Origin of the sequence: Pseudarthrobacter sp. CC12 (assembly GCF_039907755.1) — a bacterium.
Classification (GTDB): Bacteria; Actinomycetota; Actinomycetes; order Actinomycetales; family Micrococcaceae; genus Arthrobacter; species Arthrobacter niigatensis.
This window is the reverse complement of the sequence record NZ_JARDJH010000025.1, coordinates 23,949-36,240: the sequence shown is the minus strand read 5'-3', so window position 1 is coordinate 36,240 and position 12,292 is coordinate 23,949. Positions and strand designations below refer to the sequence as shown.

Sequence of the window (12,292 nt, the reverse complement as noted above, 5' to 3'; positions counted from 1 at the left end):
TGGGCGGGAGACCGCCTAGGGTTAAGCTGGAGCCACCCGCACCAGGAACCTGGAGAACACGTACGCCATGGCTGATGACGGAGCACCCACCGCACCTTTTGACCGTGCCGTCCTGATTTTCAACCCCGGCCGGCCCGGGATGGGCCAGCGGCTTGAAGAATTGCAGCGGGATTTGGCCACGGACCTGCCGGGCCTGCGCGTCGACCTGCTGCCCACGGACTACGCGGGGCACGCCCGTGAGCTTGCGCGGACCGAAGCGGGCCGCGGCACGCCGCTCATCGTTTCGGTCAGCGGGGACGGCGGGTACAACGAGGTGGTCAACGGCGTGATGGACGTGCCCGCCAGCACGGCCGTCTGCACCGTCCTTCCTGCGGGAAACGCCAACGACCACTACCGGAGCATGCCGGTGCGGACCCTCCGGGAAGCCGTGTCGGCGGGCCGGGTCCGGCGGATCGACCTGTTGCGGATCACGTTCAGCACCGGGGCGGGGGAGCGGGTCCTGTACGCACACTCATACGTCGGGTTCGGACTGACTCCCTTGATGGCGATCGGCATCGAACAGGGCGGCAAAGGAAAAATCCTGGAGCTCATCTCCGTTGCCCGCACCCTCTCGGGACTTAAGCCCTTTGAGCTTGTGCGGGACGACGGGGCCACAGCTCGGTTCGACAGCCTGATCCTGGCCAACATTTCGCGCATGGCAAAGTACGGGACCGTCAGTGAGTCCCACCACCCGGACGACGGCCGGTTCGAGGTGGTGACGCTGCCACACGCCGGGCTGGTGAAAATGGCATTGATGACGCTCCGCGCCGTGACCCTTGGGCTGGGGCATCAGCCGAGCGTCAGCAGCTACGCCTTCTCAACCCGGGAGGCTGTCCCCTGCCAGATCGATGGTGAGGTGGTTTACGTTGAGGCCGGAACCCATGTCCTGGTTGAAAGTGCGCCGGGCGCCCTGGCCACTGTCTGACCCCCAGGCCGTCCAGAAGCGTGGCTAGGGCTGCACGGAGTCGAAGAATTTGTAGTCCGGGTCCGGTTGGCCGGGCTCGGCCTCATGGGATTTCATGCGAATGAAATCCACGTCCTGCTGGCAAAGCGTGGTCTCGCCGTGGGCATCGTCGTTGGTGCCTTGGCCCGTGGCCGCACTGATTTCCGCGGAAATTGTCCGCGGAAGGATCATGCAGCCGGGGTTGGCCAGCAACCACTGCGTCACCGGGCCGGGAAGCCGGTTCCACTGGTCTCGAATACGGATGTCTGTCATGGGGTGCCTTTCGTGGTGGGGGAGGACGCTGCCACGCCCGGGATGCCATGGTGCCGGCCGCGGTGGACGCAACCGGCACGGGGCAGTAAGGCTTAGTCGAAGTGGATCTCAGCGGCGGCCCTGCGAAGGGATCCGAGGCGCTCTTCCTCGACCAGGCCCAGCGCTTCCAGCTCGTTGCTGTGGTCAGTACGTTCCTGGGCCGCCTGGTTCGAGATATCACGCAGGATCATGCCCACGAGATGGGCCAACCCCGCCTTGAGGTCAACCAGGTTGGTGTTGCTGATCAGGAGGCGGCGGTCCGAGACCCTCAGCTCCACGTCGCTGTACCCGGCATCGGCCAGGCGCTGGCGGGTACCGGCCCCGTGCAGCAGATCGACCTCGCGGGGCTGGGGCCGGCGGGAAAAGACAGCCGGCACGGTGTACCGCGTAGGGCCTTGGGCAGTGCCCAGGTCGTGGGGCAACGCGGATGCGAGGACTCCGCTGACCGATAGCGCCGAGTCGGCGCGTACGGCAGAGTCTTGAATGGTGGTCATGGTGGTCTACCAGCCTTCTAAGGATGCACTGCCGGATCCCGGGACGCGGGCCGGAGGTGGCTGCGCAGGGGACCCGGGACCGGATCGCCTGCAGGGGAGGGCAACGGGTTATGCCGGTCTGGCCCGTGAATCACTTGCGGCCACCCTCGTTGTACCGATTCCTTGCCGCGCCGGCGTCGAAGTTACTCGGTACGGCGGGCGCCGGCGGCCGGTGAAGGCTGCTGGAGAATCAGGCTCATTTCCGGGGCAACGGATGTCCTGTCACGATGTCCCGAGATATTTTGAGTCTACGCCCAACAGCGGGTCCGCAGGGCGCGGAGCGGGAACCGGATCGCCGAATGAAGGACGCCGGCCGGACCGGTAGGCGGAATCAATGACGGATTCGACTTCGTCGAGCACTGTTTGGTTTCCGGGGAGGACCACATGGGCAAGGAATTCCGATTCAAGGGTTGCAATTCCCGCGGCCGCCGCGCCGAGCTTGCCGTCGATCGACATGGCCAGGGCTCGCCAGGATTTGCGGTTGGCCCGTTCGAGGACTTTCGCGTTGGCTTCGTGGACCCGGCTGTCCGCGATGTCCCCGCGAATGGCCAGGGCGCCATCTGACTGCAGCAACGGCATGACAATCCGGAATTGCCGTCCGGCGCCCCGGAACGCCACCGCGCTCCGGTCCCCTCGCTGGGTGAACAGGATGTCTGTTGCCCCGTAGTCCGTGAGCGCCTGCCTGATGTGCTTCCGGGAAGCCTCACTGCTGAAGGAATCGCCGCGGGTGTAAGGGCTTGTCATCTCCTAACTATGCGCCCCGCGGCCACCCTTTCCTAACACCGCCATAACGCATCAGCCGCGGAACAGCAATGGACCCGGCAAACGGTTCCATGCCGTCCGTTGCCGGGTCCATTCGAGGCAGGCGTGCAGCCCGGCCAGGCTCAGACGCCTGCGTTGTACACGTCCAGCCCAAACCGGTTCAGCCCGGGCGTCCCGGCGTAACCCAGGTAGGGCAGGCCGAAGGTATCCTCGATGCTGGCCAGCAGGCTGTAGTGGTTGTACGGCGTGGTGGACCAGGTGCCGCCCTTGGTGAACGGGGACAGCACCAGGGCGCCCACCCTGCCGCCGCCCATCCCGGTGATGCCGGGCAGCGCGGCGTTGGGTCCGGGACCTTCGCCGCAGCAGGCGCTGGCGTCGGACTGCGGCCCGTCTGACTCATCGAAGGTGATCACCAGGACGCCGTCCTGCTTAAACGCCGGGGAGCTGGTGATGACCGGAACCCATTGCTTGAGCCAGGCGTCAGCGCTGGCCAGTCCGCCGGGCTGCCCGTCCACGCAGGGGGAATCGTGTCCGTCGTGGCAGAGGTTGGGCGTGATCATGGACAGGTTGGGCGTTGTGGCAGCCGAGGCAAGGTCCGTCTGCAAGGCGGAGAGGTCGACGTCGTTCGTGGCGCAGTCCGGTGAGCCGGTGATCCCGGCAAAGTAGACGAACGGGTTGTGGCGGGCGGCGTACTGGTCGCCCACCTTGGCTTTCTGGGTGTCATCGACGGCGCCCAGCGCGGGGTGCCGGCAAGGGGTGCCCATGTCCTCCATGTACCCCTTCCAGGATTTCCCGGCGTCTTTGAGTTGCCCGGCCACGGTGGGAACGCTGGCCGGGAACACGCAGCCGTCGCCGACTGCCTGGCCCGGGCTGGCAGTGCCGCTGCCGACGAACGGGGTGTAGGTCTGGCAGTCGGCCTGCATCTGCGGGTTGGGTCCCTGGCCGGAAATCTGCGCCACATAGTTGGGCTGGGAGTTGTGCGCCGTGCCGTAGTACTGGTTCAGCAGGACGCCCTGGCTGCGCAGGGTCTGGGAAAGATAAGGAGCGGCCGACGCCGGGCCCCAGGTTTCGTCGTAGCCCTTGTTTTCGAGGTTGATGACGAAGACGTGGTTGGCTCCGGGCAGGTAGCCCTGGCTTGGTGTCGAGGCGGTGGGGGCGCTGGTGGCGGCGGCCGGGTTGAGGGTGGCCGCAGTTCCACCGATGGCGGCAGCAAGCACGGCCATGGCGGCCAAGGCGGTGCGGAGTTTCATTTTCACGGGAGCTTCCATCCGTCAGCGAGTGCTTTTTCTTTCAGGCCGGACCATTCCTCGGCCGGGGGCGGACCCACCGGGGTGCAGGCGGGGCCGGCCACGAAGGGCGGGACCAAGTAGGTGGGCGCAGCCAGGTTCGCGGGGGTGCCAAAATCCAGGACTTCGGCGATGTTGCGGGCCGCGTGGTCGCGTGGGGTCAGGGGAGCAAGGCTCCAGCGCCATTCGATGGCCTTCAGGACCGAGGTGTGGTCGTAGACGTCGTGGGCCACATACCGGCGCCGTGCCCGGGGTGAGACCACCACGGACGGAACCCGGAAACCGCGGAGGGCTGCTGTCCGGCGCCGTGGTGGGCGGCACGTGGTCATAAAAGCCGCCCCACTCGTCGTAGTTGACCACCAGCATGGTGTTGGCCCAGCCCGGACCGGACGTGACCGCGTTGTAGACCTCGGCGAGGAATGTTTCGCCGGAGCGGATGTCGGCATGGGGATGGTCGTCTCCGGAGGTTCCGGAGCCCTCGTCGGTGAACCGCGGATCCACGAAGGAAACGGCTGGCAGGGCCCCGGCGGAGCAGTCAGCGAGGAACTCCGCGTAGGGGCGGGAGATGCCTTGGTACTTGGTTCCCCAGAGTGCCGTGAACGGGATGTCGCCGTAGTAGTACTTGCCCGGAATTCCTGCCGCGGCCAGCCGATCCCAGATGGTGGGCAGGGCTGAGGTGGCGGAGGAGTTGTGGATCCGGTCCGTGGCCGCAGCATGCTGGTAGAAGCGGTTCGGGTAGGTTTCGGCCATGGTGGCGGCGAAGTAGCGGTCGCAGACGGTCCAGTCCGGGCCTGCCTGGCGCCAGAAGTCCAGATCGGCTTCGCCGTAGTAACCCACGGCGAACTCGTCGTTTTCGCCGGCCCGCAGCCAGCCGTCGTTCTTGCCGTTGTTGTACTGGATCCGGCCGCCCTCGTAGGAGTGGTCCGGGTCCGGGTGTCCGCAGCCTTGGAAATCGGCCAGGTGGTAGGTGGAGTGCGGGATGCCGTAGCGGTCGGTGTAGCTAAGCCCGGACTGCTTCCCGTCTGCCCCGGGCATCCAGCCCAGGAAGTGGTCAAAGGAACGGTTTTCCATCATCACCACGATGATGTGTTCAATGCCTGAGTCACCGGGCGCGGGAAGCGCGGGCGGTGCGGCTGAGGCCGGCCGGAAGGTGCTGCCGGCGGCCAGGGTAGTGGCGGCAGCCGTTCCCGCGGCCCCCAGGAAGTGGCGTCTTGAAAGATTCACGTCTGATTCCTTGCAGGTCAGATGGACGGCGACACGGGCACGCCCCCACCCTGGGCCGGTCGCCGGTAAGTTACTTGTCGGTAAGGTTTTGCGTTCACCAGTAGATCACGGAGAGGTCACGGCTCCGACGGAAACCGGGGTTCGTTCACGGAGAGTTCATTGGACGTTTCCGAACCTGTCCGGCGGGTCGCTGACGGGAGCCGGAGCGCCACTCGGCGTAAAATCCACACCGTTCGGCGCGCCAACAGTACGTTTGCTGATGATTTGCATGATGATTGCCCAAGGCAAGGGGCCGGGCTCACTAAGGTCTTTCGCCTCTGGATCGATCAGACATCGACGTCTTCGACAAGCAAAGGGAAACAACCATGGGCTTCCTGGACCGTGACCACTCCATCGCCCCGCCGGGCTTCAACCGCTGGCTGGTCCCGCCCGCCGCGCTCGCCGTCCATCTGTGCATCGGCCAGGCCTACGCCACCAGCGTGTACAAGACCGCACTGGTCAAGCATTTCGGCGCCAGCCTGACCGAGGTGGGCGTCATCTTTTCCATCGCCATCGTGATGCTGGGCCTTTCCGCCGCGGTCATGGGTACCTGGGTGGACACCAACGGCCCGCGCAAGGCGATGTTCACGTCCGCGATGTTCTGGGCCGGCGGCTTCCTCATCGGCTCGCTGGGCATCTTCACGCGCCAGCTCTGGCTGGTCTACCTGGGCTACGGCGTGGTGGGCGGCATCGGGCTGGGCATCGGCTACATCTCGCCGGTGTCCACGCTGATTAAGTGGTTCCCGGACCGGCCGGGCCTGGCCACCGGCATGGCGATCATGGGCTTCGGCGGCGGCGCGCTGATCGCCAGCCCTGTGTCCCAGGCCCTGCTCAAGGCGTACGATCCCAACTCCGGCGCCCAGGGCTGGGTTGCCAGCGGAGATGCCGTGGGCAAGCTCTTCCTCACCCTCGCCGTCGTCTATCTCGCCTACATGCTGTTCGGTGCGTTCACCGTCCGGGTGCCCGCCGACGGCTGGCGGCCTGCCGGTTTCGACCCCTCCAAGGTCAAGGCGGCCAAACTGGTGACCACCGAGAACGTCTCGGCGAAGAACGCGATCAAGACCCGGCAGTTCTGGCTGGTGTGGGTGGCACTGTTCTGCAACGTGACGGCCGGCATCGGCATCCTGGAGCAGGCGGCGCCAATGATCCAGGACTTCTTCCGGCAGTCCGACGGCAAGTCCCTGGTGAGCGCCGGCGTCGCTGCCGGCTTCGTGGGGCTGCTGTCCATCGGCAACATGTCCGGCCGGTTCGCCTGGTCCGCCACCTCCGACGTCACCGGCCGCAAGCGGATCTACATGATGTACCTGGGCGTAGGTGCCGTGCTGTACACGGTGCTGGCGCTGGCTGGGTCCAGCGCCACGGCCCTCTACGTGGTGCTCGCCTTCATCATCATCTCGTTCTATGGGGGCGGCTTTGCCACCGTCCCGGCCTACTTGCGGGACCTGTTCGGGACCTACCAGGTGGGCGCCATCCACGGCCGGCTCCTCACCGCCTGGTCCGCCGCCGGCGTGGCCGGGCCGCTGATCGTCAACAGCATCCTGGACGCGCAGGGCAAGCCGGGCCAGTTGAATGGCGCGTCCTACCAGCCCGCGCTGCTGACCATGGTGGCGCTGCTGGTGATTGGCTTTGTGGCCAACCTGCTGGTCAAACCGGTGGACCCACGGTTCCATGAATCCCGCCGCGAACAGCACCTAACCCCCAAGGAGGCCTGAAATGAGCAGCACCGCACATCCCCACGGCGCGCACGAGCCGGTCCGCAAGTCCACCGGCAGGCTGGTCCTGGCCTGGATCCTGGTGGGCATTCCCCTGGCCTACGGGGTCTTCCAGACGCTCACCCAGGTGGCAGCGCTCTTCGGCTAGCCCCGGGCCCGGCCTCGCGTCACGCAGGGCAGGCTTTAGCAGCAACGGACGACGGCGTGTCCCGGCCTTCCGGGGTTCCGCCGTCTTTCCTTGGTCAAAAGCGTGCCGTCCGTGACGCGGGGGCGCCGCGCGGATTCACGCCACGGCGGGTTTCCTGAGCCGGCGGCGCAGGACGGATGCGGTCACCCACGTCACCAGGCTGCATGCCGCGGCTCCCCAGAGGATGTCCGTCAAGGCCACCAGGGCGGTGAAATCCTTCAGCACGGCGAACCCGGTCAGCGCCCAAGTGGCGTAGGTGAAGAAGCCAAACAGCGCAGCGCCCGTTACCCGCTGCCGCACCGTGGCCCCAGGGCTGTTGGGCCGCACGCCGTAGTGCACCATTCCCGCCACGAAGACGACATAGAACAGCATTGCGCCGGGCAGGTTGGCCTTGGGTGCCAGCAGGTGGCCGATCTGGCTCTGGTAGAGCGGGTTGGCCACCAGCAGGATCCACACCACGTCCAGCACGGCGAAAATCAGGGCGCTGACAGCGTAGGCGGCCAGCCAGTTCTTGGTGCGGGGGCTCATGGGGGACTCCTTGCGTCGGGTGCGGGTCAGGAGTGGTTCGAAGCCACGGCCGGGGGTGGACTGCCTAAACCCGAAAGCTGTACACCTCCACCCATACAATCCCGCTCACGCTACGAACACCCAGTGGACAAGGCCACCACGGCTGAGTTGTTGTTGGATGAAACCGTGCCCGTCGGGGCGCGGACGGGACCGGCCGTGCAGCAGCGCGCGGCGGGCCAGGGGAAAGGAAGCTGTCTGTGAACCAGAAGAGCCGCAAGGCGCTCATCAGCACCGTCATTGCCGTTGTGGTGGCCGTGCTCATCGCCCTTGCCGGAAGCCAGGGCGGATCCAGGATTGGCGGGTTCCCGGTCTTCGCCCTGGGGGTGGCCATCGCCTTTGTGATCCAGTGGCTGGTGTTCATCCCGTCCTACAAGGCGCAGACGGAGAAGTTCTACGACCTTACCGGCGCCCTGACCTACATCTCCATCACGGTGTTCCTGGTGCTGGCATCCCCGGGCGTGGATGCCCGCGGCATGCTGTTGGCGGCCATGGTGGTGCTCTGGGCCGCGCGGCTGGGCAGCTTCCTGTTCCTGCGGATCAGCAAGCATGGCAAGGACGACCGCTTCGATGAGCTCAAGCCGGACTTCTTCCGCTTCCTGAACACGTGGACCATCCAGGGCCTGTGGGTGGTGCTTACGGCTGCGCTCGCGTGGGTGGCCATCACGTCGGACAAGAAGGTGGGCCTGGACGGGTTCTTCTGGGTGGGCCTGGTGGTGTGGCTCGCGGGCATCAGCATCGAGACCGCAGCCGATCTCCAGAAGAACCGGTTCAAGGACGACCCCAGGAACAAGGGCCGCTTCATCAGGACCGGCCTGTGGTCCCGGTCCCGCCACCCCAACTACTTTGGCGAAATCACGCTGTGGGTGGGCGTTGCCATCATTGCGCTGCCGGTCCTGCAGGGCTGGCAGTGGGCGGCGCTGGTCTCCCCGGTGTTCGTGGCGCTGCTGCTGACCAAGGGCAGCGGCGTACCGCCACTGGAGAAGAAGGCGGACAAGAAGTGGGGCGGCCAGGCCGACTACGAGGAGTACAAGAAGAGCACCCCGGTGCTGGTGCCAAAGCTCAAGTAGGGCTTGCCCGGCAGGGCGGGCGACGGCGGCACCCGGCCCGGGTGCCGCCGTCGCCCGTTAATCAGCTACCATTTAAGCCATCAAGGGGAGTACTCCCGTCTGTGCGTGGCCCGTCAATACGGATGCAGCGAAGCATCCCGGGCCACCGGCTCCGGTAGAACCGGGCGGAGGAGACCTTGGCGTCACTGTCAGCGCCAACCCCTTGGAGTACCCTCATGCAGGTCACACCGCTTATCTGGATCATCACCATTGCCGTGACGGTCCTGTTCTTCGTTTACGAGTTCTTCGCGCACGTCCGCAAACCCCACGAACCGTCCATTGCCGAGTCGGCACGCTGGTCGGCGTTCTACATCGGGCTCGCGCTGCTGTTCGGCGTCGGAATCGGAACCGTCTCGGGCTGGACCTACGGCGGCGAGTACTTCGCGGGCTACCTCACCGAAAAGGCCCTCTCGGTGGACAACCTCTTTGTCTTCCTCATTGTGATGACGGGATTTGCCGTCCCCAAGATGTACCAGCAGAAGGTGCTGATGGTGGGCATCATCATCGCCCTGGTCCTGCGCGGCGGGTTCATCGCCGTCGGCGCCACGCTGATCGAAAACTTCTCCTGGGTGTTCTACATCTTCGGCGCCCTGCTGCTCTTCCTCGCGTACCGGCAGGCGTTCAGCGGCCACGATGCCAACCCCGCTGACGGCCGTTTCATGCAGCTGGTGCGCCGCGTCCTGCCGGTCACCCCGGAGTACCACCGCGACCGGCTCACCGTGAAGCTGGACGGCAAGCGGTTCGTGACGCCCATGCTGCTCACCATTATCGCCATCGGGTTCGTGGACCTGGTCTTCGCCGTCGACTCAATCCCTGCGATCTATGGCCTGACCAGCGAGGCGTACATCGTCTTCACCGCCAACGCCTTCGCCCTGATGGGACTCCGGCAGCTGTTCTTCCTCATCGGCGGCCTGCTGGAGCGCCTGGTCTACCTGGCGCAGGGGCTGGCTGTCATCCTCGCGTTCATCGGTGTCAAGCTGGTCTTCCACGCCCTGCACGTCAACGAGCTCTCCTTCATCAACGGCGGCCAGCCGCTCCTCTGGGTACCCGAGATCCCCATCTGGTTCTCCCTGGTCTTCATTGGCGCCACCATCCTGGTGGCCACTGTGGCCAGCCTGGTCAAAACCCGCGGTGGGCATGCCGGCGAGGCCGTCGGCGATGCGATTACACGTGAGGACACGGATTCCACGGCGGGTACCCGCCGATAGTCCCCGGGCGGCCACGCAAGCAGGACGGACGACGGCGGCACTCGGGTGGGTGCCGCCGCCGCCATCTATGTGTCGTACATCCGCAGGGACACTTCGTACGGGCTGACGCAGAGTTCGACGTGCTCGTCCTCCTGCGCGGTTCCCGAGGCGCAGCCTGGATTGGGTCAGTGACCTGGGAGGCTTCCTGATATTCAGGCCGTGTACACGGGGCCTTAACGCAGCGCTGGCATAGTTCCCTGCGGGGGACATCAAAAGCCAACGCATTAGGAGCTCCCCCATGGCAGGTCTCAACCGCCGTCGTTTTCTTCAACTGTCCGCCGCAGGTGCGGCTGGCACTGCAGTTTCCCAGATGATGGGCCAGAGCATCGCCCGGGCCGCGGAAATCCCGGCGAACCGGGCCACGGGCTCCATCAAGGACGTTGAGCACGTGGTGATCTTCATGCAGGAGAACCGTGCCTTCGACCATTACTTCGGCACGCTGAAGGGCGTGCGCGGGTTCGCGGACCCGCACCCGGCACTCTTGCCGTCAGGCAAGGACAGCTTCCACCAGGCCAACGCCACCCGGGAAGTGACGCCGTTCCACCCGGACGCGCCGGACCTTGGCATGCAGTTCATGGAGGACCTGGACCACTCGTGGAAACTCACGCACGAGGCCTTCAACAACGGGAAGTACGACAAATGGTTGCCGCAGAAGACGGACGCGACCATGGCGTTCTACGGCCGCCAGGACATTCCGTTCCACTTCTCGCTTGCCGACGCGTTCACGGTCTGCGACCAGTACCACTGCTCGGTCCTTGGCCCCACCGACCCGAACCGCTACTTCATGTTCGCCGGCGGAGACGACCCCGACCGGAAGGGCGGCGGCCCGGACCTGTGGAACGGCGAGAAGGGCTACTGGTGGAGCACCTACCCGGAGGAACTGGAGAAGGCCGGGGTGAGCTGGAAGGTTTACCAGGACATCGGTGAGGGCCTTGATCCGGCACACTATGAGGGCTGGACTGATGACGCCTACATCGGCAACTACGGCGACAATTCACTCCTGTACTTCAAGCAGTACCAGGACGCGAAGCCCGCAAGCCCGCTGTACGACAAAGCCCGGACCGGCACCAATGCCAAGGCCGGCGACGACCTGTTCAGCATCCTCCGCAAGGACGTTGCGTCGGGCACGCTGCCGCAGGTCTCCTACATCGTGGCGCCCGAAGCGTACTCCGAGCACTCGAACTGGCCGCCGAACTTCGGCGCCTGGTACGCCGCCAACATCCTGGACATCCTCACCTCCAGCCCAGATGTGTGGAGCAGGACGGCTGTCCTGTTCATGTACGACGAGAACGACGGCTTCTTCGACCACATCGTCCCGCCGCACCCGAACACCCCGCAGATTCCCGGCGCCTCCACGGTTTCCACTGCCGGTGAATGGTACGACGGCAGCCCCACGTTCTACGGCGACAAGGACGTCCCCGGGCACTTCGGCCTGGGCGTGCGCGTGCCGATGATTGTGGCCTCGCCATGGAGCATGGGCGGCTGGGCCTGCTCCGAAACGTTCGACCACACCTCCATCGTCCGGTTCCTTGAGGCCCGCTTCGGCGTGGCGTCGCCGAACATCACGCCGTGGCGCCGCGCCGTCAGCGGGGACCTGACCAGCGCGTTCGACTTCTCCAAGGCGGGTGGGGCCGCACCGGCGCTGGCGGACACGTCCGCGTACAAGCCGGCCGACCACAAACGGCACCCCAGCTACGTGCCGGTACCTCCGGCGTCGAACTCAATGCCCAGCCAGGAAAAGGGCACCCGCCCGTCCCGCCCCCTTGGCTACGCCCTGGACGTCGAGACGACGGTCCAGGCCGGAAAGCTCGCGGCGCGGTGGGCCAACCATGGAACCCTGGGCGCGCACGTCCAGGTCCGTTCCAACCTGCTCCCGGCCGGCCCGTACTCCTACACCATCGGGGCAGGAGCGTCGCTGGATGCCTCGTGGGCGCTCGGTGCCGAGTACGACGTGCAGATGCACGGCCCGGCAGGCTGGTACCGGCGGGTCGCAGGTACGACGACGGCCGCGGACATCCGCGTGAGCGTCACCGGAGATGGCAAATCCCCGCACGCGCAGTTCCGGATCGACAACCCGGGCGCCGCGGCGGTCACCCTGACCCTCACGGACGCCTACGGCGCCGGTTCCCAGACCCTGACGCTCAACCCGGGACAGGGCAAAACCGTCGTCATCCCCACCCAGGGCGGCTGGTACGACCTCACCGTCACGTCCGCCGGCGATCCCAAGCTCGTCCGCGTCCTGGCCGGCCGCATCGAAAGTGGCGGCCCGCTCACCAGTGATCCCCAACTGGGCCGCTGACCCACTCCGGCGGCGGGGGAGATCTCCCCATGCCGG

Annotated in this window: 11 protein-coding genes and 1 pseudogene; 6 read left to right on the top strand and 6 right to left on the bottom strand. The window is 66.1% G+C overall.

Annotated elements, in window-relative coordinates; translation table 11 throughout:
- Nucleotides 1-67: 67 nt before the first annotated feature.
- A complete protein-coding gene (locus tag PV772_RS16115) occupies nt 68-964 on the top strand; it encodes a diacylglycerol kinase family protein (protein ID WP_347886801.1) in 897 nt (298 codons plus the stop codon).
- Between the two features lie 24 nt (nt 965-988).
- Here the strand turns inward: PV772_RS16115 and PV772_RS16110 are convergent, their stop codons facing one another.
- The 5 genes and pseudogenes from PV772_RS16110 to PV772_RS16090 all read right to left on the bottom strand — a co-directional run bounded on the left by PV772_RS16110 (nt 989) and on the right by PV772_RS16090 (nt 4,910).
- A complete protein-coding gene (locus tag PV772_RS16110; protein ID WP_141161340.1) occupies nt 989-1,255 on the bottom strand; it encodes a hypothetical protein in 267 nt (88 codons plus the stop codon).
- A gap of 92 nt (nt 1,256-1,347) precedes the next feature.
- Nucleotides 1,348-1,788: a hypothetical protein gene (locus PV772_RS16105; RefSeq protein WP_347886800.1), complete on the bottom strand. Its 441-nt coding sequence runs from the start codon at nt 1,786-1,788 to the stop codon at nt 1,348-1,350.
- 261 nt (nt 1,789-2,049) lie between these two features.
- Nucleotides 2,050-2,571: a hypothetical protein gene (locus PV772_RS16100; protein ID WP_307361640.1), complete on the bottom strand. Its 522-nt coding sequence runs from the start codon at nt 2,569-2,571 to the stop codon at nt 2,050-2,052.
- A 140-nt stretch (nt 2,572-2,711) separates the two neighbouring features.
- Nucleotides 2,712-3,839 carry an alkaline phosphatase family protein gene (locus PV772_RS16095; protein ID WP_347886825.1) on the bottom strand — a complete coding sequence of 376 codons (1,128 nt, stop codon included), beginning with the start codon at nt 3,837-3,839 and terminating at the stop codon, nt 2,712-2,714.
- 2 nt (nt 3,840-3,841) lie between these two features.
- Nucleotides 3,842-4,910: pseudogene (locus PV772_RS16090) on the bottom strand (alkaline phosphatase family protein).
- A 554-nt stretch (nt 4,911-5,464) separates the two neighbouring features.
- On the opposite strand from PV772_RS16090, the gene PV772_RS16085 reads away from it, so the two are divergent.
- Together PV772_RS16085 and PV772_RS16080 are read left to right on the top strand one after the other, a co-directional pair.
- Nucleotides 5,465-6,850, top strand: a complete 1,386-nt coding sequence (locus PV772_RS16085) for an OFA family MFS transporter (RefSeq protein ID WP_347886799.1) — start codon at nt 5,465-5,467, stop codon at nt 6,848-6,850.
- Nucleotide 6,851: 1 nt separating this feature from the next.
- The gene (locus PV772_RS16080; RefSeq protein WP_168223104.1) at nt 6,852-6,998 is read left to right on the top strand and encodes a hypothetical protein; all 147 of its coding nucleotides are present in this window, start codon (nt 6,852-6,854) and stop codon (nt 6,996-6,998) included.
- A 135-nt stretch (nt 6,999-7,133) separates the two neighbouring features.
- Here PV772_RS16080 and PV772_RS16075 read toward each other — a convergent pair whose 3' ends face one another.
- Entirely contained in the window at nt 7,134-7,565 is a 432-nt protein-coding gene (locus PV772_RS16075) for a DUF2177 family protein (protein WP_347886798.1), read from the bottom strand.
- A 236-nt stretch (nt 7,566-7,801) separates the two neighbouring features.
- Here PV772_RS16075 and PV772_RS16070 point away from each other — a divergent pair, with 236 nt between their 5' ends.
- From PV772_RS16070 to PV772_RS16060, 3 genes are all read left to right on the top strand, one after another.
- The gene (locus PV772_RS16070; RefSeq protein ID WP_347886797.1) at nt 7,802-8,671 is read left to right on the top strand and encodes a DUF1295 domain-containing protein; all 870 of its coding nucleotides are present in this window, start codon (nt 7,802-7,804) and stop codon (nt 8,669-8,671) included.
- A 215-nt stretch (nt 8,672-8,886) separates the two neighbouring features.
- Nucleotides 8,887-9,918 carry a TerC family protein gene (locus tag PV772_RS16065; protein WP_347886796.1) on the top strand — a complete coding sequence of 344 codons (1,032 nt, stop codon included), beginning with the start codon at nt 8,887-8,889 and terminating at the stop codon, nt 9,916-9,918.
- Nucleotides 9,919-10,195: 277 nt separating this feature from the next.
- Entirely contained in the window at nt 10,196-12,256 is a 2,061-nt protein-coding gene (locus PV772_RS16060) for a phospholipase C, phosphocholine-specific (protein ID WP_347886795.1), read from the top strand.
- The last annotated feature ends 36 nt before the right edge of the window (nt 12,257-12,292 follow it).

Excerpts from the sequence above, each read along its gene's own strand:
- PV772_RS16115 (WP_347886801.1), top strand. The coding sequence starts at position 68 with ATGGCTGATGACGGAGCACCCACCGCACCTTTTGACCGTGCCGTCCTG.
- PV772_RS16110 (WP_141161340.1), bottom strand. The coding sequence starts at position 1,255 with ATGACAGACATCCGTATTCGAGACCAGTGGAACCGGCTTCCCGGCCCG.
- PV772_RS16105 (WP_347886800.1), bottom strand. The coding sequence starts at position 1,788 with ATGACCACCATTCAAGACTCTGCCGTACGCGCCGACTCGGCGCTATCG.
- PV772_RS16100 (WP_307361640.1), bottom strand. The coding sequence starts at position 2,571 with ATGACAAGCCCTTACACCCGCGGCGATTCCTTCAGCAGTGAGGCTTCC.
- PV772_RS16095 (WP_347886825.1), bottom strand. The coding sequence starts at position 3,839 with ATGAAACTCCGCACCGCCTTGGCCGCCATGGCCGTGCTTGCTGCCGCC.
- PV772_RS16085 (WP_347886799.1), top strand. The coding sequence starts at position 5,465 with ATGGGCTTCCTGGACCGTGACCACTCCATCGCCCCGCCGGGCTTCAAC.
- PV772_RS16080 (WP_168223104.1), top strand. The coding sequence starts at position 6,852 with ATGAGCAGCACCGCACATCCCCACGGCGCGCACGAGCCGGTCCGCAAG.
- PV772_RS16075 (WP_347886798.1), bottom strand. The coding sequence starts at position 7,565 with ATGAGCCCCCGCACCAAGAACTGGCTGGCCGCCTACGCTGTCAGCGCC.
- PV772_RS16065 (WP_347886796.1), top strand. The coding sequence starts at position 8,887 with ATGCAGGTCACACCGCTTATCTGGATCATCACCATTGCCGTGACGGTC.
- PV772_RS16060 (WP_347886795.1), top strand. The coding sequence starts at position 10,196 with ATGGCAGGTCTCAACCGCCGTCGTTTTCTTCAACTGTCCGCCGCAGGT.